General features: G+C 61.6%; 18 protein-coding genes and 1 pseudogene. 10 read left to right on the top strand and 9 right to left on the bottom strand.

Going from position 1 to position 22777, the window contains the following annotated elements; translation table 11 throughout:
* The first annotated feature begins 152 nt into the window (after positions 1-152).
* On the top strand, positions 153-1247 hold the full coding sequence (locus ACYU81_RS15550) for a helix-turn-helix transcriptional regulator (RefSeq protein ID WP_460988522.1): 1095 nt from the start codon (positions 153-155) through the stop codon (positions 1245-1247).
* A gap of 406 nt (positions 1248-1653) precedes the next feature.
* Here ACYU81_RS15550 and ACYU81_RS15545 read toward each other — a convergent pair whose 3' ends face one another.
* Both ACYU81_RS15545 and ACYU81_RS15540 read right to left on the bottom strand, forming a co-directional pair.
* The gene (locus tag ACYU81_RS15545; RefSeq protein WP_460988521.1) at positions 1654-2022 is read right to left on the bottom strand and encodes a cupin domain-containing protein; all 369 of its coding nucleotides are present in this window, start codon (positions 2020-2022) and stop codon (positions 1654-1656) included.
* Between the two features lie 668 nt (positions 2023-2690).
* Positions 2691-3533: an SDR family NAD(P)-dependent oxidoreductase gene (locus tag ACYU81_RS15540; RefSeq protein ID WP_460988520.1), complete on the bottom strand. Its 843-nt coding sequence runs from the start codon at positions 3531-3533 to the stop codon at positions 2691-2693.
* Positions 3534-3689: 156 nt separating this feature from the next.
* Here ACYU81_RS15540 and ACYU81_RS15535 point away from each other — a divergent pair, with 156 nt between their 5' ends.
* From ACYU81_RS15535 to ACYU81_RS15505, 7 genes are all read left to right on the top strand, one after another.
* Positions 3690-4493: an SDR family NAD(P)-dependent oxidoreductase gene (locus tag ACYU81_RS15535; RefSeq protein WP_449469658.1), complete on the top strand. Its 804-nt coding sequence runs from the start codon at positions 3690-3692 to the stop codon at positions 4491-4493.
* A 237-nt stretch (positions 4494-4730) separates the two neighbouring features.
* Positions 4731-6443 (top strand): type I secretion system permease/ATPase, encoded by a 1713-nt coding sequence (locus tag ACYU81_RS15530; protein WP_460988519.1) that lies wholly within the window; start codon positions 4731-4733, stop codon positions 6441-6443.
* Positions 6443-7810 (top strand): HlyD family type I secretion periplasmic adaptor subunit, encoded by a 1368-nt coding sequence (locus ACYU81_RS15525; protein ID WP_460988518.1) that lies wholly within the window; start codon positions 6443-6445, stop codon positions 7808-7810. The genes ACYU81_RS15530 and ACYU81_RS15525 overlap by 1 nt, the downstream gene beginning before the upstream one ends.
* A gap of 145 nt (positions 7811-7955) precedes the next feature.
* Positions 7956-11693 carry a cadherin domain-containing protein gene (locus ACYU81_RS15520; protein WP_460988517.1) on the top strand — a complete coding sequence of 1246 codons (3738 nt, stop codon included), beginning with the start codon at positions 7956-7958 and terminating at the stop codon, positions 11691-11693.
* 266 nt (positions 11694-11959) lie between these two features.
* Positions 11960-12175, top strand: a complete 216-nt coding sequence (locus ACYU81_RS15515) for a hypothetical protein (RefSeq protein ID WP_460988516.1) — start codon at positions 11960-11962, stop codon at positions 12173-12175.
* Positions 12172-13446 (top strand): MFS transporter, encoded by a 1275-nt coding sequence (locus ACYU81_RS15510; RefSeq protein WP_460988515.1) that lies wholly within the window; start codon positions 12172-12174, stop codon positions 13444-13446. The genes ACYU81_RS15515 and ACYU81_RS15510 overlap by 4 nt, the downstream gene beginning before the upstream one ends.
* 186 nt (positions 13447-13632) lie before the next feature.
* On the top strand, positions 13633-14937 hold the full coding sequence (locus ACYU81_RS15505; RefSeq protein ID WP_460988514.1) for an NtaA/DmoA family FMN-dependent monooxygenase: 1305 nt from the start codon (positions 13633-13635) through the stop codon (positions 14935-14937).
* Positions 14938-14988: 51 nt separating this feature from the next.
* Here ACYU81_RS15505 and ACYU81_RS15500 read toward each other — a convergent pair.
* From ACYU81_RS15500 to ACYU81_RS15480, 5 genes and pseudogenes are all read right to left on the bottom strand, one after another.
* Positions 14989-15372: pseudogene (locus tag ACYU81_RS15500) on the bottom strand (group III truncated hemoglobin).
* 18 nt (positions 15373-15390) lie between these two features.
* Positions 15391-16575 (bottom strand): cytochrome P450, encoded by a 1185-nt coding sequence (locus ACYU81_RS15495; RefSeq protein ID WP_460988513.1) that lies wholly within the window; start codon positions 16573-16575, stop codon positions 15391-15393.
* A gap of 147 nt (positions 16576-16722) precedes the next feature.
* Positions 16723-18669 (bottom strand): flavin-containing monooxygenase, encoded by a 1947-nt coding sequence (locus ACYU81_RS15490; protein WP_460988512.1) that lies wholly within the window; start codon positions 18667-18669, stop codon positions 16723-16725.
* Positions 18670-18728: 59 nt separating this feature from the next.
* On the bottom strand, positions 18729-19142 hold the full coding sequence (locus ACYU81_RS15485) for a VOC family protein (RefSeq protein ID WP_460988511.1): 414 nt from the start codon (positions 19140-19142) through the stop codon (positions 18729-18731).
* Positions 19143-19144: 2 nt separating this feature from the next.
* Positions 19145-19879 carry a TetR/AcrR family transcriptional regulator gene (locus ACYU81_RS15480; protein ID WP_460988510.1) on the bottom strand — a complete coding sequence of 245 codons (735 nt, stop codon included), beginning with the start codon at positions 19877-19879 and terminating at the stop codon, positions 19145-19147.
* A 214-nt stretch (positions 19880-20093) separates the two neighbouring features.
* Here ACYU81_RS15480 and ACYU81_RS15475 point away from each other — a divergent pair, with 214 nt between their 5' ends.
* Both ACYU81_RS15475 and ACYU81_RS15470 read left to right on the top strand, forming a co-directional pair.
* Positions 20094-20840, top strand: coding sequence for an SDR family NAD(P)-dependent oxidoreductase (locus ACYU81_RS15475; RefSeq protein ID WP_460988509.1), 747 nt, complete (start codon positions 20094-20096; stop codon positions 20838-20840).
* 24 nt (positions 20841-20864) lie between these two features.
* Positions 20865-21569, top strand: a complete 705-nt coding sequence (locus tag ACYU81_RS15470) for a pentapeptide repeat-containing protein (RefSeq protein ID WP_460988508.1) — start codon at positions 20865-20867, stop codon at positions 21567-21569.
* Between the two features lie 58 nt (positions 21570-21627).
* On the opposite strand, the gene ACYU81_RS15465 is transcribed toward ACYU81_RS15470, so the two are convergent.
* Together ACYU81_RS15465 and ACYU81_RS15460 are read right to left on the bottom strand one after the other, a co-directional pair.
* Positions 21628-21951: a hypothetical protein gene (locus tag ACYU81_RS15465; RefSeq protein ID WP_460988507.1), complete on the bottom strand. Its 324-nt coding sequence runs from the start codon at positions 21949-21951 to the stop codon at positions 21628-21630.
* Positions 21952-22061: 110 nt separating this feature from the next.
* Positions 22062-22619 carry a PRC-barrel domain-containing protein gene (locus tag ACYU81_RS15460; RefSeq protein ID WP_460988506.1) on the bottom strand — a complete coding sequence of 186 codons (558 nt, stop codon included), beginning with the start codon at positions 22617-22619 and terminating at the stop codon, positions 22062-22064.
* Between the last annotated feature and the right edge of the window lie 158 nt (positions 22620-22777).

The raw sequence follows: 22777 nt of genomic DNA, 5'->3' as shown, positions 1-22777 counted from the left end.
CATCCCCCGATCGGGGTATCGGACCGCCGCAGCTAAAATATTGTGTTTCTTCCTAGACCTGCCTAAATCCGCTTGCTGCTCACGCGCTCTCACGCTGGATCAGCCAAAGATATTTACGTTCTGACCGGGTCGCGGAACAGGAACGAAACAGGGTGGAAGATAAGATTTGGGCGCTGGGCGAGCGTTTCGCCATGGCTGCCATTGATGGAAATGAGTGGCTGGGCGCGTTACGGGCCATGGCGGAACTGACTGGCAGCTCTTATGGCCAGCTTATCGGTTTTGCGCCCGGCGAGGTGCCCTTCAACTGGATCAATGATATAGGTCAAGATGAGGTCGCGCGCTTCGTCCAGCAGGAGCGCGGCGATCCCAACATCAATGTTCGCGTGCGCGCCTCGCTCAGTGATCAGCCATTCGTCATTCGCAGTGAAGCAGATTATCGTGCGGTCGGGCGCGGCTCTGGTTTCGATCTCTATCGTGAGATGTGCGACGCGTATGACATCATGGACGGTTGCCAAACCAAGCTGCTTGAAGGGGGAGGCCGGTTTGTCGGCCTCGCTCTCAACCGTAGCCGGAAAGACGGCAGGACCGATGCAGAAATGCGCGAGCTTTTCGCCGCGATTACGCCGCATGTGCGTAGGGCGGTCAAAATCCAGATTGCGCTCGAAAATCGCGGCGCGGCCTTGGCGAATGGTGCGCTCGAATATGTTGGCCTGCCGATCTTTATTTGCGATGAAGCTGGCGATTTGAAGGGAGAGACTCCCGAAGCCACCGCACTGCTCTCGGCTGGACGTTTTAGGCTAGTAGACGGGAAGATCGGCCTCCCGCATCCACGTGACGACGCAGCGTTGTTGAAAGCCCTCGCGCGGCGGCATCGTCAGCCTCTCGGGATCGAGACGTTGCTGCTGGGAGGCGCTGTCCAGCAGATGGCTATGGTGGTTGATATCTGCCGCCTTCCCTCCCAGCCTTACCGGCTGAGCCTTGCCTCACAAATTCTTGTCATCGTCCGCTCAGGCCGGCGCTGGCACGAGGCCGCCCCTGCTGTTTTGCGCGCGGCATTTGGTCTGTCTGCTGCTGAAGCCGAGGTCGCATTGGCCCTCGTTAGAGGCGAGACGCGTGATCAGATCGCCGCGGCACGGGATACGAGCACCCAGACCGTCAAGACCCAGATTAAATCCATTTACTCCAAACTTGGGGTCTCTCGGGAGATGGATCTGATGGCGATGCTCAGCGACATGCTCCGGCGGTAAGGGCTCGAAGCATCGGCCAAACGCCCAATCAACTTGACCGCTAAGAACAACCCTCAGGATGAAATATTCCGTAGCTCTCCCCCGGTCGGGGTATGACCAACTTCAGCAAGGTCGATAAGGAAAGCTCGCGACCCGAAGGCTCACGGCATAGCCGTTGAGACTTTCAACTGGCCCGGCTGCCATCATGACGGCCGGGCTGTTTTTCGCACTTTTGGTCGCGGCTCGAACCTTTTATCACTGCTTATCGAAAGGCAGCACCGTGGGCGAACACGCAGAGCGCTTTTGCGTTCGGCGGTCGCAGCATCGGGCCTGAGACAGAAGCCTCTCAAAGGGAATACGGATGTTGATCAATTCCACTGGGGAGGTTTTTCTTGAAATCCGGGGCGGGCATTTTGAAACTTGAAGATCACAGGTTGCTACCCGTCGGCCGTGGCTGACCGACATGGATGGCCAGCCAAATTGTTGGGTTGGCTGTGTAGATCACGAGATGCGGCACACCTGCGGGAATGAATAGGTGATCACCTGGGATTAGGCTTCTCTGCCCAAAGCCCTCCAGAGTGACTTCGGCAGAGCCTGCCAGGATCAGCACCCATTCATCCCACTCCTGCACATAAGGGCGGTCAGGGGGCGTCGTTTGTCCCTGCGATATAATGCGTTCGATGCGTACACCGGGTCGGCGTAGCAGATCTTCGAACAGCTCGTGCTCTTCGCGTCCGCGCGACACTTCCAGCAGATTGCGAAGCGTCGCAGTGGATGAACTTATTTCTGACCCCATGGCCCGACAGCAAAACGGAGGAGGAGAAAGGAGAGGTTAATCGCACCTTTCGCAAATACCGAGTGCCGGGGATCGCGTGGCATAGTCCCCGAGCGTCGTCCCTGGGGTGGTTGAGGCGAAAATAGTGGTCCAATGCAGCCACGGGCTGAAACGCCAAGCTTGAATTTGCAGCGACACCTGCAAGACTAGAGCATGATCCGATCAGACTGAATCGGATCATGCTCTATTTGTCTTTTGTTTCCCGCATTTTCCGAGCCAGCAGATGATGCCATCTGCTTCGAAAATGCTTTAGTAACAGGCCGAAAATGACGGTGCCGATAAGATAGGCGCTCTCAGCTGACATATGATATAGCATAGGCCAGGGAGCTGATATGGGTGCTAAGCGTCGCGTCAAGCTGTTCAAGATGGGCCGCCATCAAGCTTTCCAGATCCCGGACGGATCTATCTGCCGTGTGGCGATGCGATAACGGGCGAAGAGGGTTCACGCGTTGTGTCGGCATCCAGACTGGGAACTTCTCTCCTGTGCTTGCTAACGACCTTCGTGCCCATTGATGAGGTTTTTGGAGGCCAAGCGCCGGGACGAGGTTGGAGCGGACCGTCCCTACGACGGAGGCGCCGCGTCAACCAATTGAGCTATTGCACTGTCGGCACAGGCGCCAATCCCGGGATCATCCCGGCGGCGCAATCCCTCGTTCGGTGAAGAAGTCCGGCGCGTTGATCATTTCTGGTCCGGCCAGGTCCGGTGCGTCCGCATGGCTCGCCAACCACACGACAGTCTGTGCGGTTTCCTCCGGATCGCGCGCTGCTTCTCCCGATCCGAGCGTTTCAGCCTGATCGCCCATGGCCGCGCGCAGCGTGTCCGTCATGGTGAAGCGCGGTTCGATCAGGAAGGCGCTGATCCCATCCTTGCCATGTTCCTGGTTGATGTGGTCCGGGATACGATTGAACGCTGCCTTGGGCGCAAGATAGAAGAGGCCGACCCCCGGGGATCGGGCGGCGACTTCGATGGAGGACAAGGTCGTCATGAAGATCATTCGTCCTGAACCCTGTGCCACCATCGTCTTCAGCACGATCTGGCTCAGGTGAAATTGGTTCAGGAAATTGCCGGTGATCGCTCTTTCCGCGTCTTCCAGCGCGACGTCCATGATCGGTTGGAGGATAACCGGCCCCTGGTAGATGCCATTGTTCACCAGAACGTCTATCCGCCCCCAGCGGTCGAGTACCGCCGCGACCCCTTCATCGATGGATGCGCGATCGAGCAGGTCGATCCGCGCGCCCATTGCCTGACCGCCAGCCGCCCTTATCGCTTCCACCGTCGATGCCACGCTGCCCGGCACAGGTGTATTGCCCATGCTCTCCATACGGCCAGCGCCTTCCGCCATGGTGCGCCCGGTCACTGCGACGGCGAAGCCCGCGCGGCCAAGGGCGATGGCTATTGCACGACCGATGCCTCGCGTCGCCCCGGTGACCAGCGCCACGGGTGGTTGAACTTCTTCACTCTGTTTCATCATCGGGCCATACCCCCCAAACCTCTCCCGGACTTTGCCGACTATCGCCTTTAAACACCATCGCCGAGCGATAAACCACAGGCTTAGTTTGTTGACAAGAGTCATCGTTTGATTAACCCTGTCGCCAGGAACGATGCAATAGATGTAGGAGATGAAGGCGTGAGCGTGGGAAAAAGGCTGGCCGGGCGTTCGGCGCTGATTACCGGAGCGGCGGATGGAATTGGCCGGGGCATGGCGCTGCGGTTTGCGCAGGAAGGCGGGTCGATCCTGGTCGCGGATTTCAATGCGGACAAAGGCGTGGAGGTCGTGGAGGAACTGCGCGCCCTCGGGGTGGATGCCGACTTCCGCAAATGTGATGTTACGGTGCGTGATGACGTCGTCGGTGCCGTTCAGGCCTGCGTCGATCGGTTCGGTTCTATCGACGTCCTGGTCAATAACGCCTTTAGCGGTGGCGGATTGCAACGCATCGAAAACCTGTCCGACGCGCAGTTCGAATCCTGCATGAACATGTGCCTTTACGCTGCGAAATGGTCGATGGAGGCGGCGTTCCCGCACATGCGTAGCAGACATTGGGGCCGCATCATCAACATCGGGTCGCTCAACGGCGTCAACGCGCATATGGGGACCGCCGAATATAATGTCGGCAAGGAAGCCCTTCGCGCCTATACGCGCAGCGCGGCAAGAGAATGGGCAGGCTACGGAATCTGCGCAAACATCATCTGCCCCGCCGCCGTTTCTGCCGGTTACCGGGAGTTTGAACGTACGGAGCCGGAGATCGCCGCGGCCACCACGGCAGCTAATCCGATGGGCCGAATGGGCGACCCGGAGGCCGACATCGGCGGCGTTGCCCTTTTCCTGGCCAGCGAAGACGCGCGATACCTGACCGGCAATACGCTGTTCGTCGATGGAGGTGCGCATATCAATGGCGCTGCATGGGTGCCCGACCTCGGCCCGGATAGCTGAACATCACAGGGTGAGCGACGCGGAGGAGACCAAACCCCGCCTGCGCGTCGCACGGCCGATCGCAAGAGTTTGTCTGACCAACCCGATTTGCCACCCTGCATCCCTTTGCGCTGTTGATCGGTAGCGCGTTCGACGGGATGAGTGGGGCTGAACCGTCGCGCTTTGGGGAGGTAGGATGGCGCTGCCAGTTTCAGTCGTCGTCGGCAGCGTTTGCTCGCGCGTTGGCGAGGCCGTGAGATGAGAGCCGTGCTGAATGCGGTGCGGGCGCATGTGATGTGGGCCGCCCTGTTCAGTGCGCTTGCCAATCTGTTGTTCCTGGCGCCGACGCTGTACATGTTGCAGGTCTATGATCGCGTCGTGCCGACCCGGGGGGCCACGACGCTGGGGTTCCTGACCATCGTGGTGCTGTTGGCTTTCGCCACGCTGTCGCTGCTGGAATATGTTCGTTCGCGCATCATGGTGCGGGCGAGCATCGCGCTGGACCGGCGGTTCGCGCGGACGTTGATCGCCGCGGCCCTGCGCCAGCCGCCAGCCGCGACGGGCCAGCAAAGACGGCAACAGCCCATCCGCGAATGCGACCAGCTTCGGCAGGCGTTGACCGGCCCGGTCATGAACGCGCTGTTCGATGTGCCGTGGACGCCGATCTACATCATCGTGTGCACCATCATCCATCCCTGGATCGGCCTGCTGGCGCTGGTGGGCAGCGTGGTGCTGCTTGTCATAGCGTGGGCGAGCGAGCGGGTGATTTATTCTCCGCTGGCGCAGGCCAACGCGGCGGCGAGCCAGTCCTATGCCAGCCTGGACCAGAGCATGCGCGGGATGGAAACGATCCGCGCGCTGGGCATGCGCAGCCCGATGGTGCGCCGCCACCTGGCCGAGCGGGCGGATATGCTGAAGTGGCAGGCCAATGCCAGCTTCGCGGCGGGCCGGTGGGTGATGGTCAGCCGTTTTCTGCGCAACGCACTGCAATCGGGGGCGCTGGGCCTGGGCGCCTTGCTGGCGATCGACGGGCAGATTTCCGGCGGCGCGATTTTTGCCTCATCCTTTCTGCTGGGGCGTGCCTTGTCCCCTATCGACCAGCTGGTCGGCCAATGGCGCAGTTTCGTGCAGGCGCGCGAATCCTATGCGGAGATCAAGATCTGGCTGGAGGGGGAGTTCGATCCGGCGCCACGCACCGCCTTGCCCGCGCCGACCGGCCGGGTGGATGCCCAGAATATTTCCGTGCATGATCGTCAGTCGGATCGGCTGATCATCAACAATGTGTCCTTCACCATCGCGCCGGGCGAATTGATGGCGGTGATCGGGCCGAGCGGGGCGGGCAAGTCGACCCTGGCACGCCTGACCGCCGGGGCAATAGGGATCAGCCGGGGTACGATCCGCATCGATGGCGCGGACTATGCGCAATGGGATGACGAGGCGCTGTCGGCGCATATCGGTTATATGCCCCAGCAGCCTTCGCTTTTTGCCGGAACGATCCGGGACAACATCGCCCGCTTCGCCTTTGAAGAGGGAAGCGCCGCCGCCGACAGGGACAGGATCGATGCCGAGGTGATCGCCGCCGCCCGATTGTGCGGCGTGCATGAGATGATCCTGGGATTGCCGCGAGGGTATGAGACGATGCTGGAGTGGGGCGGCACGGGGCTGTCGATGGGACAGGCGCAGCGGATCGCGCTTGCCCGGGCGTTGTTTCGCGATCCGGCCGTGCTGATCCTGGATGAGCCCAATGCGCATCTAGATTCCGATGGAGAGGCGCGGTTGATCGACGCGCTGCGGCAGGCGAAGGCGCGCGGCGCCGCGATCATGGTGACGGCGCATCGCACCAGCCTGCTGGCGCCAGCGGATCGGATATTGGTGCTGGACCGTGGCCGCATGCGGATGAATGGCCCGCGCGACAAGGTGCTGAACGCGCTCACCGCGACACGATCACTGGCTTCGGCGGAGGGGGCGTGATGTTGATGCGGTCGCGGCGCGTGCTCCTGTTGACCAATGGAGAGGGTGGGACGGCGCCCGCCGTGGGGCCGGATATCCGCCGGGAAGTGCGGGCTGGTCTGTTGATTGCAGCGGCGTTTTTCCTGCTGTTCCTGGGCTGGGCCGCGTTTGCCCGACTGGACGCGGCGGCGCTGGCGCCGGGCCGTGCGACCGTCGCGGGGCAGCGGCAGAGCGTCCAGCATCGCGACGGCGGGATCGTCGCGGCGATATTGGTGAAGGAAGGGCAGCAGGTTCGGCAGGGCGACGTGCTGATCCGTCTTGCCGCGCCGGCGGTCACGGCGCAGGAGCGGGTGCTGGCTTCCCAGGCCATCTGGCTGATGGCGCAGCGCGCTCGGCTGAGGGCGGAGCTGGCGGGGACGGCGATCGCTGTGCCGGTCGAGTTCCGGTCGCTGACGGGCGTGGACATCGCCGATGCCGACGCCGCCATGCAGGCGCAGCGGGCGCAAATGGGCGCGCGATCGGCGTTGCTGGCGACGCAACAGGGCGTTGCCATGCAGGAAGGCAGCCAGGCGGGATCGCAGGTTCTGGGCTATCGCGAGCAGGTCGCGGCGGTGGTCGAGCAGGAACGGCTGATCAGCGACGAATTGAACAGCCTGCAAGATGTCGCGGCCAAGGGATTTGTCAGCAAGACCCGCATTCGCGCGCTGGAACGGGCGAAGGCCGACCTGATCGGGCAACGCGCGCGGTTGCTGGCGGCGCGCGACAGCTCCGTCAGCATGGCCGGGGAAGCGCGGCTGAAGGCGCTGGAGGCGAAGCAAGGGTTGCAGGAAAAGGTGACGGCCGAATTGCGGGACGTCGAAACGCAGCTGGGCGATGTCCTGCCCAAATGGACGGCGGCCCGCGATGAAGTGGCGCGGACGCAAGTACGCGCGCCGGTCAGCGGGACGGTGGTTGGATTGTCGGTCCATACGGTGGGCGGCGTGATCGCCGCTGGTCAGGTGTTGATGGACATCGTGCCGCGCAACGGCGCGGTGGTGATAGAAACGCGCTTTTCCCCCGCCGACATTGACGACCTGGCGGTGGGGCAAAGGGCAGAGGTGCGCTTTGCAGGGTTTCCAGCGCGCAGCCTGCCGATCATCGACGGGCGGGTGACGCGGGTGTCGGCGGACAGCTTCGTCGAGGAAAAGACAGGCCTGTCCTATTTCGTGGGGGAAGTGCAGATACCGCCGGAGCAGATCGCGCTCATCCGGCGCTATGCGCGCGGCGATTTCGTTTTGAAGCCGGGCATGCCGGTGGAGGTGGTGGTTCCCCTGCGGCGGCGCACGGCACTGCAATATATGTTCGACCCGTTGACCGACCTGATGTGGCGGTCGTTCCGCGAACAATAAGCATATTGGCGGTGCCTTACCCTTAAGGGTGCCACCTTTATCCCGATGATCTTCGCGGCGCAGGCCGTTTCGAGGGTATCAGCTTTCCATACGCTCCGGGCCGGGGGCAGGCCCCAGCCATCCTGGCACGAGATGGGGAGACGATATGGCCAGCTATTATAATGTTGTCGGCAGCTCGACAGTCACCGGCACGGCCGAGAAGGACCTGTTCTTTGCCTTCACCCGCTTGTCGAACCTGGATATCGTGCGGCCCGATGCCGTGCTGGCGCAGCTGGTGTGGAACACGGCAATCCTGACCGACGCCGGAACGCAATATCAGATCGCTGCGTCCAATATCCAGATTTCCATGGATCTGCTGCTGGGCAGCACCGGCACCGATATCGTCTATGGGTCCAACCTGTCCGACGCCATATTCTATAATAACGGGACCATTTCGGGCGGCTTTGGCGGCTTTGACAATATCGAGCAGTTCTGGCTGGGCGATGGCGATGATGTCATCGACCTGACCAACCACGGCTTTGGCGGCATCGATTATGCAAAGGACGTGCTGGTTCAGGGCGGCGCGGGCAACGACATCATCATGGGCGGCGCGGGCAAGGACAACCTTCAGGGCGACGCAGGCGACGACATCATCTTCGGCTGGCGCGGCAGCGACAATATCTCGGGCGGGCTGGGCAACGACCGGCTTTATGGCGACGATCTGGGGTTCAACAATATCTCGGGCGACGACATCATCGACGGTGGTGCTGGCAATGATCTCATCTGGGGCGGCCGGGGCAGCGACAAGCTGAACGGTGGGGATGATAATGACATCCTCTATGGTCAGGCGGGCGGCGACACGCTGTCGGGCGGCACTGGCGACGACATATTATATGGCGATGACGCGAACACATCCAGCAACGACACGTTGAACGGCGATTCCGGCAATGACCAGCTGTATGGCGGCGCGGGCAATGACGAGCTGTACGGCGGCACGGGCGACGATCTGCTCGATGGCGGGGCTGGCGACGATTATATGCACGGCGGGGCGGGCAACGACCGTATCCTGGCCGGGGCGGGCAACGACCTAATCGACGGTAGCGCCGACATCGACACGCTGGTCTTTTCCGGGAATCGGGCGGACTATATTTTCACGCTTCAACCCGACGGCAGCTATATTGCCGGTGACCTGCGTCCCGGATCGCCCGAGGGTACGAAGACGATCCGCAACGTCGAATTTTTCGAGTTCGCTGATGTGACGATTCCATCGGCGGGTCTTAATGCCCCGCCGGTCATCACATCCAATGGCGGTAGCGCTAGCGCTGCGCTGTCCATCGATGAAAACAGCACGGCGGTCACCACCGTCGCGGCGACGGATACGGACAGCGGCCAGACCATAGGCTTTTCGATTGCGGGCGGTGCTGACGCGGCGCTGTTCGCTATCGATGCCGTAACGGGCGCGCTGCGCTTTCTGGCGGCGCCCAACTTTGAAAATCCGGCGGATGCGGATGGCGACAATGTCTATCAGCTGATCGTCGCCGCCAATGATGGCAATGGTGGCGTCGACACCCAAAGCCTGTCCGTCACCGTGCGCGACGTGGCGGATGGGGCCGCGCCGGTCATCACCTCCAACGGCGGAGACGCCGCCGCCGCGATCACGATCAATGAGAATGCGACCGCCGTTACCACCGTTACGGCTACAGACACCGATGGGCCATCGATCAGCTATTCGATAGCGGGCGGCGCCGACGCCGCGTTGTTCACCATCGACGCTGCGACCGGCGCCTTGAGCTTTAAGACGGGGCCGGACTATGAGGTGGCGGCGGATGCCGATCATAACAATGTCTATGACGTGATCGTGCAGGCCAGCGACGGCGCGAACGCCGATCGGCAGACGCTGGCGGTCACGGTCGCCAACCTCAATGACAATGCACCGGTCCTTACATCCTACGCCGGGGCGGCATCGGCAGCGCTGTCGGTTGCGGAAAACAGTCTGCTGGCAGCGACGGTGCAGGCGAGCGATGCCGATGGCACGGCGCTGGGCTACAGCATCAGCGGCGGAGCGGACGCCGCGCTGTTCACGATCGATGCGGTGACCGGCGCGCTGAGTTTCAAGGCGGCGCCCGATTTCGAAGCGCCCGGCGATGCCAATGGCGATCGCACTTACGATGTCGTCGTCACGGCCAGCGATGGCACCAACAATGTCGCGCAAACGCTGGCGATCAACATCACCAACGTCAATGACAATGCGCCGGTCATCACCTCCAATGGAGGCGGAGCCAGCGCGGCCATCAGCATGGCGGAAAACCAGACGGCGGTCACGACCGTGACAGCCGCCGATGCGGACGGGACGGCCCCGAGCTTTGCGATCGCGGGCGGGGCCGATGCGTCGCTGTTCACGATCGACGCGGTGACGGGCGCAGTGTCCTTCCTGACCCCGGTGGACTATGAAAACCGCCTGGATGCGGACCAGGACGGCGTCTATCAGCTGATCGTGCGGGCGACCGATGGCAGTTATGTCGATGACCAGTTGCTGTCCATCAGCATCACCGACATTTCGGAAACCGGCAAAACCATCATCGGATCGTCGGGCAACAACAGCATCAATCCGACGACGAGCGTGCTGGGTTACCAGACGACGGCGCTCAACGACACCATCTATGGCATGGCGGGGAACGACATCATCGATGGCGGCGCAGGCGCGGACTATATGGATGGCGGCACGGGCAACGACACCTTCTATATCGATACCTATTCCGACGACGGCTTTGCCGGGAATGACGATCAGGTGATCGAACTGGCGTCGGGCGGTACTGACCTTGTCTACGCGTCGGTCAGTTACCGGATGGCGGCGGAGGTCGAAAAGCTGACCCTGACCGGGCTTGCCCCGATTAACGGCATCGGCAACGACCTTGCCAACATCATCGTCGGGAATGAGGCCGCCAACCAGATTTTCGGCGGGCTGGGACAGGACAATTTGTCCGGCAATGGCGGCAACGACCTGCTGGATGGCGGTGATGACAACGACCTGCTGTTCGGCGGCGACGGGGCCGACACGCTGATCGGCGGGCTGGGCAATGACAGCCTGGACGGCGGTACTGGCGCGGACAGCATGACCGGCGGCCTGGGCGATGACGTCTATGTGGTGGACAGCTGGTCCGATGACGGCAATGCCGCCAATGATGACATTATCATCGAAGCCGTGGGCGGCGGCACCGATCAGGTCAATGCGTCCGTCAGCTATCGAATGGCGGCGGAAGTCGAAAAGCTGGTGCTGACCGGCGCTGGCAATATCGACGGCATCGGCAACGATCTGGCCAACACCATGACCGGCAATAGCGGCGCCAACAGCCTATGGGGCGGGTTAGGCAATGACTCGCTGGTGGGTAATGGCGGCAACGACAGATTGTTTGGCGAAGACGGCGGCGACCTTCTGGATGGTGGAGCGGGCGACGATTTTCTGGATGGCGGGGCATCGACCGACACGTTGAAGGGCGGAGCGGGCGCCGACATCCTGATCGGCGGCGGGGGCAAGGATACGCTGACGGGCGGCACGGAAGCAGATACCTTCGTTTTTGCAGGGCTGGCATCATCGCTGAACAGTTCCAGCTATGACCGCATCAACGACTTCCGTATCGGCGAAGGGGATCGCATCGATTTCGATTTCCTGAACGGCAGCCTGCCCGCCGTCGATTATGCCGAGGCGGCGATCGCGACCAACAATTTCGCCGACGCGCTGAACGCTGCCAAGGTGACGGCGGGCGTCAACCATGTGACCTTCATTGCCGGGACGACCGACGGCTGGATATTCTACGACGGCAATGGCGACGGCACATTCGAACAGAGCGTGATACTGGTCGGGGTCAATACGCTGGCGGGCGTGGATGTGAGTAGCTTTATCTAGAGCATGATCCGATCAGACTGGATCGGATCATGCTCTATTCGTCCTTTGTTTTCCGCATTTTCCGAGCCAGCAGATGATGCCATCTGCTTCGAAAATGCTCTAGGGACGCAAGATGCGCGTTTAGGTTGGTGTCGGCGCGGCTGAGTTCCTCGACCAGGACGCCGTTTGCTGGCAGCAGGACCGCCTGGGAACCATAATGACCGGTCCATGTTGAGGTCGAAGAACGGGTCTTTGGTGCGGCGTTCACGCATATTCGCGAACGAACCATGGCCATCATGGAATGGCGCCAGATGAAACAGTTGACGAACGTCAACGGGTGGGCCAGCATCCCGTCGATTCGCGCCGGGTCGCCGCCAACACTTTGCCTGAACTTTGGAAGAAGCGTTCGCTGGAGAAGTGATGGGCCTACCATCTTCCTGGCGGTGGTCGGACAATTTTTAGGGACGATCGTTCGTCCGGTCGCAAAGGCGGTAAATGCATGACTGAAGTTGTGAGCATGGGTGGTCAGGGCATCGCGCTGCAGCGACGCAGGCGCGGGATGCTTTTGCGGGCCATGTTCGCGCAAAATGTCGGGACGGGTTGTGCGTTCGGTGGTCTGGGCGTCAGCGTCCTTGCATTGCAGGACCGGTACGATGCGTCATTGGCCATGGCCACGATGGCTCTCTCCCTTGCCGTCCTGTCGCTCACCGCATTTGGCCCGCTGATAGCGGTTGCGATTGGTCGATGGGGCCTTCGCCGGGTCATGTCGACCGGCGTCTTCATCTCCCTGATCGGATATACGGCGCTGGCCTATGCGCCGACCATGCCGATCGCGCTGGCTGTGTGCGGCCTTCTGATCGGTCCCGGCGCTGCCCTGTTTTCTGCTCTGCCGCCTGCGGTCCTGGCGAGTGGCTGGTATCCCGAAGCGCGGGGCAAGGTGATGGGCATTGCCTTTCTGCCCCTATTCGTGACCGTCCTGCCCGTCATTGGGGTGAGCATCATCCAAAATTATGGATTGAAAAGCTTTTTCCTGTTGCTCGCCGGCCCGCATCTGCTCTTGCTGCCGCTGACCTTGACGGTGATCGATCCGCCGGTCGAAGCGCCGGACGAATCCGGCTGGGCCGAGGGGGTGACATCGGGTCCGACGCAGATCGCCATTTTGAGCGGCGCGCTGTTCTGGCTGATCGCGGTCGGTGACGGCATCCTGAATGGCACGGCCATCATGGGTGGCGCGCATCTTCTGCCCATCGTCGAGGGATATCATGGGTCTTTGCAGACGGGAGCAGTGCTGCTCGCCGTTTCAGGCGTGGCCAGCATCGTCGGCTCGCTGGTGGCGGGCTTTGCGTGCGACCGGGTCGGTTCGGCCAGGACTCTCGGCCTGGTCGGCCTGGGCTTCGCTGCGGCCTGGGCGATCATGGGCCTGTCAGGAGGGATGTTCGCATTGAATGTCGCGGCGTTACTGACCGGTTTTTGCGGCGCCTCGGTTTTCCCTCCGATCAGCGCGCTGGTCGTTCAGCTTTATGGTTTTGAGGCCTTGCCAAAGGTCCTGGGTCTGCTGAGCGTCATGACGCTGCCATTCTCCTTCTTCATGTCGCCTGCCGCAGGATGGCTGCGTGACTTTGCGGGCAGTTATGAACCGGTATTTGTCGGCGTGTTTGCACTCTGCACCTTTGCCGCTGCCATATTCTTCGGGATGAGCAGATATCATGCGCGCAATAGGGAGGTGCAGCTGGACATTCCCGACGCCGGGCTGCCGCCTGCGAAAGCAGCCTGAAAAAAGGCGTTCCGCAAGGGCGGATAAATTCACTCGCCGTTTGGTTGAACAATGTCAACTATTGATAATGTTCAGAGAGCGTCGGGGCCGTTGAAGCGGTTTCGGCGGCATGCCTGCTTTCCCCATGTGCTGCGGACGCATAGGGGGGCACAGGCGTGGAAATACTGGTGAGAAAGGTTTCCGTCGATGGCCCACACGAAATTCCACCTTGGCTATTTCACGAAGTTCGGCGCGACGTCCTGGCCGGGCGATGGCAAGGAGCTTGGATCGCAATGGGCGGATGGTTCCTACCATAAGGAACTGGCCAAGATGCTGGAGGCGGCGAAGTTCGACTTCATCTTCTTCGAAGACACGGTGATCGTGGGTGACCGCTACGGCGGTTCGATGGAGCTGGACCTGAAGAATGCGACGCTGTCGCCCAAGCTCGACCCGCTGCCGTTGTTGCCGGTGATGGCGCAGGAAACATCGCATATCGGCCTGATCGCGACGGCTTCGACGACCTTCTATCCGCCCTATCTGCTTGCAAGGCTGCTCTCCACCATCGACTCCCTGACGAAGGGGCGCGCGGGATGGAACATGGTGACGTCGAGCGAGAAGAACGCGGCGTTGAACTTTGGCATGGAAAAGCTGCTGCCCCCCAGCGAGCGCTATGACATCGCCGATGAGTTTGTCGAACTGTGCAAGAAGCTATGGGATAGCTGGGAAGAAGGCGCGCTGGTCGCGAACACCGAGACAGGCGTCTATGTCGATCACACCAAGGTTCACACCGTCAATTTCGAGGGCAAGCATTTCCGTTCGCGCGGGCCGCTGAACACGCTGCGGTCGTCCCAAGGCTATCCGGTTCTGGCACAGGCGGGCGCGTCCGAGCGGGGCCGTGATTTTTCATCCAAGAACGCCGAAGTCGTGCTGGGCATGATGACCGGCGGGGTGAAGGGCATGAAGGCCTATCGCGAGGACATCCGCAACCGCGCCGAAAAACAGGGTCGCGATCCTGATAGCATCAAGGTGTTCTTCCTGACGCCGGTCAACATCCTGCCCGAGGGCGGAGAGCCGCCCGAAATGACCGAGGCCGAAAAGCAGGCGGCGTTCGAGCATAATATCGTCATGGCTTCATCCTCGCTCGACATCGACTTTTCGCTCTACGATGTGGATGCGCCCGTGCCGCAGGACATTGTGGCAGGCGGCCACACCAGCGCACTGGAACATATGAAAAAGGCCGGGCGGGAGGAGGGCAAATCCCTTCGCGACCTGTTTTCCTCAGGGAAAGGGGGCAGCGGCTCCCGATTCAGGGGCACGGCGCAAGAGGTCGCGGATCAGCTGATGGCGGTCATGGACGAAGTGGGTGGCGACGGCATATTGATCGAGGGGTCCGGCTATAATCGCCAGCTGCCCGATCTGGTCAATGGGGTCATTCCTGCGCTTCAGAAGGCGGACGCGGTGCGCACTGAGTATGAAGGCACCACGCTGCGCGAAATCCTGCGCGAATTTTGAGGTCTGGTTGTCGGCATTGGTGGCGGATGGTTGCTTGGCGATCGTCCGCGCTCACCCGGTTCGAGCGTTTCTGTCGCGGTAGAATTGAATGCCCAGTTGCAGGCTTTCCGCGATCCGGTCGGCCTTTTCCCGAAAGGCCGCGGCGACGTCTGGCGCGAGGATGTCGCCGCTCGTCTGTCGCCACAGGGCAAGCTAGCGGCTGAAATTATCGGCGGTCATGTGCGGTTCGTGCCGGACATGCGCAACCATCGGCTGCCCTTTGTACCGGCCGGTTCCCAGCATCACCGATGACCAGAATGCCTTGAGCTTTTCCAGATGAAGCGGCCAGTCGTCGATCGCCTGATTGAATATCGGCCCAAGGATCGGGTCCGCGCGCACCCGATCGTAAAAGGCGGGGACCAGCCGGTCGATATCCTCTTCGCTTATCTTGCTCATCAGTCAGGCGGCATTCGCTCAATCGCAGGAAATGAGAGCATTGCGCAGTTCATAGCCTGTCACCAGCGGATTCCACGCCAGCGTCGGCGCCCGGTCGAGCTTCAGGCCCGGCACCTGCAACAGGCGTTCCAGGAAGAGGCAGCTTTCCTGAAGCGCGACTTGCGCGCCGGGGCAGCGATGTTCTCCATCGCCGAAGGACAGGCCCGCATTGCCATATTTGGCGCTGACTTCCCGGCCCGGCACAAACTCGCAAGGCCGCTCGCCAAAGGCCGTTGTGTCCGTGTTCGCGGCGCGTACGTCGATGGCGACAGCGGCACCGGGAGGCGCGCCCGCTGCCTCCACCTCGTCGGCTGGCATGCGGCGGTAGAGATAGCCGACGACCGGCTCCAGCCGCAGCAGCTCCTCCAGCAGGGCGATCTTCCTCTTTTCATCCGCGGCGAGGAAGGCGGCCTTCAAATCCTCGCGCTCCAGCATATGCCAGGCGGCCATGACGATGAACTCGCGTGTCGTCGCCATTCCAGCCGCGCCATAGACCAGGCATTCGGTCAATATCTCCCGGCCATTATAACCTTCGTCGATAAGGTGGGAGATGACATCGTCCCGCCGCTGCTTTCGCCGCGCGCGGATCGCTGGGGCGACGTCATGATAATAGAAGGACAGCACCCGATATTGGGATTGCACGAATTTGACCAATGACGCCAACTTGCCCGGATGCGGGCGGAAATCGCCGGTAAAGAACACGTCCAGCCGCCGTGCCAGTCCCTTTGGATCGCTGTCGGTCAGGCCGACGATATGGCTGGCGACGGCGACGGCAAGCTCAAGGCTGAGCTGGTCGAGGAAGGCGGTCTTGTCCTTCGCGAACCGGGAAACCAGCATGTCGCTGAGTTCTACCATCAACTCGCGATAGTGGGTGGTGACGATGCGGGGCGTGAAGAAACGGGCGGTGGCGCTGCGCTGAACGCGATGCGTTTCGCCTTCGAGGAACAGGATAGGCTGGCGCGTCGCACTGCCGATCCTGCCGACCTGTTCGGCCAGGAAACCGGCCTGCCGTACATTCGGGTGACGCAAGATGGCGCGCGCTTCGGCGAAATCGCGGGTGCGCATATCGGGATCGACGGTCCCACCGGCGTCGGCGGCTGCGGCTGACTTGCGGTCATCGCCTTCGCGATGAAAAGGACAGGCGGCGGAAAGGCGAGCGTCCATCAGCGTCGACCCTCATGAGATGCACGACGAGCGCCTAACTTAGGCGCCCCCCGATGCCGGTCAAGGCCCCACCTGTCCCGATCAATCATTTGGGGAGGGGAGGCGCCTGGCCGCGCAGCAGCCCGGCTCCTCCCCCCGTCCTTACGGTCAGTCGAACTTATAGTCTTCCAGCACGGGCTCTTGCAGCTCGTTCCACATGTCGACGAGGCGGAAAGGCCAGGGACCGACGGGCCGGCCCTTGCTGTTCTGATAATAGCTTTTCGACTTGGGATGGGTCCAGATCATGTGCTTCATCTGATCGTCGATCCGCTTGTTGTGACGCAGGAAGGCTTCCTCCGTCACTTCGATCGTGCGGGCGCCGGTCGCGATCATGTGATCGAGGCATTCGATCAGATAATGGACCTGCGATTCGCTGACGATGTTGAGGCCGCCTGCGTGGTTCGGGCCGATATTGGGGCCGGTCGACAGGAAGTAGTTGGGATAGCCGGGGATGGTCGTGCCCATATAGGCGCGCTCTTCCTCGTCCGCCCAGTCCACCGCCAGATCATGACCATCGCGGCCCTTGATCTCCAGATCCTGCACCAGCGACGATGCGTTGAAGCCGGTCGCGCAGATGATCACGTCGAGTTCGTAGAACTTGCCGTCGTTCGTGCGGATGCCGTTCGGCAGGATTTCGGCGATGCCCGCCGTCTCCAGCGTCGTGTGCGGCTGCACGAGGGCATCGTACCAGCCCGCGTCCATCACGACGCGCTTGGAGAAGATCGGGAAGTCGGGCGTCAGCTTCTCGATAAGGTCAGGGCGTCCCGCCAGCTTGTGATGCATGTGCGACAAGGCATATTGGCGCATGCCTTCATTGAGCGCCGACACGGCGATGCCGTCTTCGGGGTAGGACGGGTCCTTCACCACATTGGGATAGAGGCCGTCGGCCGCGAACCAGAACACGCGGAAGCGGAACCATTCCTTGTAATAGGGAATGTGCCGCAGCGCCCATTTCACCGGGTCTGGGACTTCCGCCTTCACTTCGGGATTGTTGATCATCCAGTGCTTGGTGCGCATGAAGACGACCAGTTCATCCACTTCCTTGACGATCGTGGACACGATCTGCGCGGAGCTGGCGCCGGTGCCGATGACGGCGACCTTCTTGCCCTTCAGGTCGATATTTTCGTCATAGTCGGCCGAGTGGGTGATGATGCCCTTGAAGCTTTCGATGCCGGGGATCTCGGGCAGCTTCCAACGGTCGGTGGTGCCGAACGCGTTGAACACGGCATTGGCCTTGATGACTTCGCGCTTGCCGGTGTTCAAATCCTCGATGGTGACGTTCCACACGGCTTCATCCTGATCGAAGACCAGGCTGTGCACCATGGTCTTGAACCGGATGTTGCGGCGGACGTCATATTTGTCGGCCACGGCGCGGAAATATTCGCGCATGTCCGCGCCATGCGGGTGGTAGTGGTTCCATTCCGGGCTGATTTCGAAGGAATAGGAATAGAAGTGGCTAGGCGTATCCACGCCGACGCCCGGATAGCGGTTCTTCCACCAGGTGCCGCCGACTTCCTCATTCTTTTCGATGATCACATGATCGTAACCGGCGCGCTCCAGCTCGATCCCGGCGAGAATGCCGGTAAGGCCCGCGCCGATGACCAGCACCTTGAAGCCAGCGGGGGGCGGGGTGCGGCCGGGCTGTTCCTTGCGCGCGGGGCTGCGCTTGAAGCCGCCCTGTTCGACGACCATGGGGACGAATTCGTCCTCCACCGGCTCGCCGACGCCGATGCTCATCATCTTTTGCATCAGTTCGATCGGTGGATCTTCTGACTTGGCCGCGCCCGGCGTCGTCAGCACATGGACCAGCTTTTCATGCAGGTCGTCGATGCAGTCCTGCGGGATCACATAGTCGGGGTTGGTGTAAGGGGGGTGAATGTGGACCTGGAAGTTCTGAAGCATCGATTCATCATGCGTCAGATGCACATAGACCATCAGCAAGGTCTGGAGATTGGCCGCCTTAAGCGCTGCGCGCAGTTCGGGGCCATCAGCCAGCGGAAGGGGGCGGCTGCCACTGTCAAGCATGTTCGGCAAAGTCTTCGTTCTCATATCCATATGTCTCTCCATGAGAGCTGGGGATTTGTGGGGGATGCGGGGGCGATGTCGCCCTGCTATTATCTCGCCATCATCTCCACATTCTCGCTCAACCGTCCTTCAGGGTCGCTGGTGAACAGGACGCGCACGCCATGTTCGGGCATTTCGCGAACCGGGCCGACATGCTTGCCGCCGTGCGCGAGCACCCGTTCGGCAAGCGCGTCGAGGTCCGTGGTGATGAATCCAAGGATCACTTCCCGGTCGCGTGGAGCAGGCCTATCTAAAAAGTTGATCATCGTCAACGATTCTACGCCCATGCTTTCACCTGGACCCATAATCACTTCGCGCAGGCGCCCCATAACGGCGGGATCGCCCGATTCCACGCGGTGCAGGCGGTTGAGCCCGTACACCGCGCCATAATAGGCGGCCATGGCTTCCTCATCCTGCACGATCAGCTTTGTGAAGCCGAATCGCGTGTCGCCTGCATTGCTCAAAGTCACTCTCCCGTCATTTCCGATTGCGCGTTCGCCGCCTCCGCGATGATGCGTTCCAGGCCGGCTATGATGTGGGTGAAGCCGTAGGTGAGGGCCGCTTTCCGATCGACCTGCAGCAGGTCGTGCTGAAGACCCTGCAACAACGCAGCCTCATAGGCCGTCAGGGCATGGATATGCGCGGTCGTCCGCTGGTTGTTGTGCTCTGGAGGAGGCGGCTGGGACGTGATGAAGCCGAGAGCCGATGTCGTGAACCACCGCACCGCAAAGGCAAGGTCGGGGCCGGTCAGCCCCTGCGCGCTGATCAATTCCACCACAGGTATCCATGTGCGCAACCAGCCCGGTGATGCATGGCCATCCCACAGGCTGAGCTTCATCGCGACGGGATAGCGCTGGAAGAGATCCTCTGTCGCCCACAACCACTGGCGCACTTCGTCCTGCCAGCAGTTGCCCTTCGCCGGATAATCGAACCGGCTATATATTTCGTCGGCGACGGCGATCAGCAGATCGTCGCGGCTGGGGAAGTAATTGTAAAGGGTCATGACCCCGGCTTTCAGGCTCTTTGCGAGCAGACCCATGGAAAATCGGTCGATCGACATTTCGTCGAGCAGAACCAGTGCCGCCTGGATGATCGTGTCGCGCGCCAGGCGACGAGGGCGCCCCCTTCCGCGCGCGGAAATGCCCGGCTGAGAAGCAGCGTCGAGCGTCGTCCCGTCCCCGATGTTCAAACCGCCCGTCATCTTGACCGCTCCCACTCTTATACCTTGTCAGAAATAAGGGTTTGGGCTCTTCTGTCAATTTACGTATGCCATACGAGATCATTGACGCCAGTTGGTCCGCAAGGGAAACATCCTTGTTGATCGGCGGCGCGGCTGCGTCCAACTTGGCGATCAGCTTTTCCGCCAGGTGGGCAAGCCATGGATCGGAACAGATTGTCGAATGGAGAAAAGAGGCATGCAGAGGTTCAGGGACAAGTCCGTCGTCATTACCGGCGGTTCCAGCGGTATCGGCCTCGCCGCGGCCCAGCGGATCATGGAGGAAGGTGGATCGGTGCTGATCACCGGATCGAACCGGGAAAGACTGGACAGCGTCGCGGCGCAGTTGCCCGGCGTGCACGTCCTGCAAAATGACGCGTCCCGTCCGGAAGCCGCCGAAGCGCTCGCGCAGGAAGCTGCCCGCCTGTTCGGCAAGATCGATGGCCTGTTCCTGAACGCGGGCGTCGGGGCAGGCGCGCCACTTGGCCATATCAGTGCTGACCTTTACCGGAACCTCATGGACCTGAATGTCGGCGGGCCGATCTTCGGGACGCAGGCGATGGCGCCGTTGATCCGCGATGGCGGATCAATCCTGATCACGGCATCCGTCGCGAAGGATAAGGGGCTGCCCGCAAGCGCCCTTTATGGCGCCACCAAGGGGGCCGTCCGCTCGCTTGCAAGAGGCTTTGCCTATGAACTGGCCCCGCGCCGCATCCGCGTGAACACATTGAGCCCCGGACCGATCGCGACCGACTTTTTCAACCGCCTCGGCCTGCCCGAAGAGCATGTTGCTGCGGTCGAACAGCAGATGGCCGGAAGCAATCCGCTGGGCCGCCTTGGAACGGCGCAGGAAGCGGCGGCCGTCGCTCTGTTCCTGCTGTCTGACGAGGCGAGCTATGTGACTGGGTCGGACTATTTCGTCGATGGCGGGGAAGCGCAGCTTTAGCATAGCTGGTCTGCCCGGGGGATCATGTCTAACAGCATACAGATGCAGCATGTTAGTGACGACCAAGTGATCCGCGGGCAGACTTTGGCGCGCCAGGATATCGAAGCGCTGATGGGCGCGCCGCGTTCGTTGGCCGAGTGCGTGATGGAGGGTGCGGACCTTTCGCATCTGGACCTGTCCCAATGGTCGTTTCAACAATGCGACATGCGACGCGCCGACTTCACCGGCGCAAAACTTGATCGCAGCACCTGGCAGTCGTGCCGCGCCGGTTCGGCCAATTTCACAGCTTGTGATCTTGGCGAAGCGCGCCTTGCCAACAGCGACCTGAACGGTGCTTCGCTGAAGCGTAGTATGTTGCAAGCGGTGCATTTTTTCGGCTGCAAGCTTACGGGCGCCGACCTGTCGGATGTTCGGGCGCTAGACGTCCATTTTGAAGAAACGCTGCTGATCGGTGCGAAGCTGACCGGGCGTTCCTTTATGAAGGCGAGGCTCGCACGAGTCGATTTTTCTCAGGCGGACTTGCGCAAATGCGATTTTCGGATGGCATCGTTCGAGGATTGCAGCCTGCGGGAGGCGCTGCTGACCGGCGCCCGGTTCGAAGGCGCGGACCTGCGCGGTGCTGACCTTGGCGGCGTAAGGCTGGAGGACGCGTCCCGCTTTCGTGGCGCGACCATATCGCGGGAGCAGGCGGGGCAATTGCTCAGCGAATTGGGATTGAACGTGCGATGAGGGTTCGAGTCCTTCGCTCGCGCCGCTCAAATTGGACGGGTGTCGGGATCATGCACCCTTAATTGTCGCAATATTCCCAACGCCCGGCGTTGCAGGCCGCCACTGCGCGCCGCCATGACGCCATCTGGCGATCATAATCCGCGCGAGCATCGGCATAGCCATCGCCGCCGCCCTGCGCACGGCGATAGTTGCGCATGATCCGCGCATCGCGGTCGCGAACATAGGCGAGCTGCTGCTGGTTCATCTGCCGGATGATTGCCCGGTCACGTGCCCGTGCCGCAGAACTGCGCATGGTGGGGTCATGCGGATCGTCCGCGAGCGCAACTGCTGGAAGCAGCGCGGCACCGAGCGCGGCCACGCATGCGACTATCCTGACCTTCATGGACCCTTGCCCCTCTTTTTTCCCTTTCCCTGCTAATCGCGATCCGTTCCGCCGAAGGCAACGGATTTGCGACGAACGGCAGGTCGCAGCCTTCCCCCCTTACGCTTCGGTCATGGTGCATCGCCCTGGGGCAGTTCGGCGGGGGCGGCTGGCCAGTCGCCATCCTGTAGCGGCGGCAATGCTTCGAACCAGGTGCTGTCCCGATTGAGTGTGAAGCGATCGCAGGAAAAGCGGATATCGTCACGGGCCACGGCGCGCAGGACTTCATGGATGCCGCCCACCCCGCTGGCGCTGATGACGACATAGCTGACACTGCCGTTTTCGCAGGTGACGAGGGCTTCGACGACCTTGCCGACCGTCTGTCCGTCGGATGCCGCGACCGGAACCCCCGCGATGCCGGTGGCCGTGAAGAGGGTCGGGTAGGGCGATCGGCGGCTGGATTGGGCGGCCGACTTGCCCCCATCCTCATAAGCGCGCTGGCGACCGAGCCATCGCCATACGCCGATCAGGTTCACGAAGGTGAGGAAGCCGTTCGTCGCGACGAGGTTCGTCTGGCCGGAGGACAGGCCGACGACCGACCATGCGATCGATCCAAAGGTGAAGACGACGAAACCCCAGCCGGTGACGCGCGCGCCGAGATTGGCGGCGGTCATCATCGCGGCGATCATGGTCGCTATGGGCGCGACCCAACCAGCAACATTTTCCAGAGCAGGCTCCTACATTCGAAGCATCGAACGACGCTTCAACGCGCGCCAGCCATGTTGGTGGCGGCGCGGAGCGGGAGCCTTGCAAAAATGGGTGGCGAGAGTCGCGTGGCGTTCGCGGC

The organism is Sphingobium sp. TomTYG75 (assembly GCF_054771635.1).
Note: the sequence above shows the minus strand (reverse complement) of the source record. Positions and strands in the feature narration are given on the sequence as shown.

Coding starts and splice junctions, on each gene's coding strand:
- ACYU81_RS15545 (WP_460988521.1), bottom strand. CDS start 2,022: ATGGGGTCAGAAATAAGTTCATCCACTGCGACGCTTCGCAATCTGCTG.
- ACYU81_RS15540 (WP_460988520.1), bottom strand. CDS start 3,533: ATGATGAAACAGAGTGAAGAAGTTCAACCACCCGTGGCGCTGGTCACC.
- ACYU81_RS15530 (WP_460988519.1), top strand. CDS start 4,731: ATGAGAGCCGTGCTGAATGCGGTGCGGGCGCATGTGATGTGGGCCGCC.
- ACYU81_RS15525 (WP_460988518.1), top strand. CDS start 6,443: ATGTTGATGCGGTCGCGGCGCGTGCTCCTGTTGACCAATGGAGAGGGT.
- ACYU81_RS15520 (WP_460988517.1), top strand. CDS start 7,956: ATGGCCAGCTATTATAATGTTGTCGGCAGCTCGACAGTCACCGGCACG.
- ACYU81_RS15515 (WP_460988516.1), top strand. CDS start 11,960: ATGGCCATCATGGAATGGCGCCAGATGAAACAGTTGACGAACGTCAAC.
- ACYU81_RS15510 (WP_460988515.1), top strand. CDS start 12,172: ATGACTGAAGTTGTGAGCATGGGTGGTCAGGGCATCGCGCTGCAGCGA.
- ACYU81_RS15505 (WP_460988514.1), top strand. CDS start 13,633: ATGGCCCACACGAAATTCCACCTTGGCTATTTCACGAAGTTCGGCGCG.
- ACYU81_RS15495 (WP_460988513.1), bottom strand. CDS start 16,575: ATGGACGCTCGCCTTTCCGCCGCCTGTCCTTTTCATCGCGAAGGCGAT.
- ACYU81_RS15490 (WP_460988512.1), bottom strand. CDS start 18,669: ATGGATATGAGAACGAAGACTTTGCCGAACATGCTTGACAGTGGCAGC.
- ACYU81_RS15480 (WP_460988510.1), bottom strand. CDS start 19,879: ATGACGGGCGGTTTGAACATCGGGGACGGGACGACGCTCGACGCTGCT.
- ACYU81_RS15475 (WP_460988509.1), top strand. CDS start 20,094: ATGCAGAGGTTCAGGGACAAGTCCGTCGTCATTACCGGCGGTTCCAGC.
- ACYU81_RS15470 (WP_460988508.1), top strand. CDS start 20,865: ATGTCTAACAGCATACAGATGCAGCATGTTAGTGACGACCAAGTGATC.
- ACYU81_RS15465 (WP_460988507.1), bottom strand. CDS start 21,951: ATGAAGGTCAGGATAGTCGCATGCGTGGCCGCGCTCGGTGCCGCGCTG.
- ACYU81_RS15460 (WP_460988506.1), bottom strand. CDS start 22,619: ATGATCGCCGCGATGATGACCGCCGCCAATCTCGGCGCGCGCGTCACC.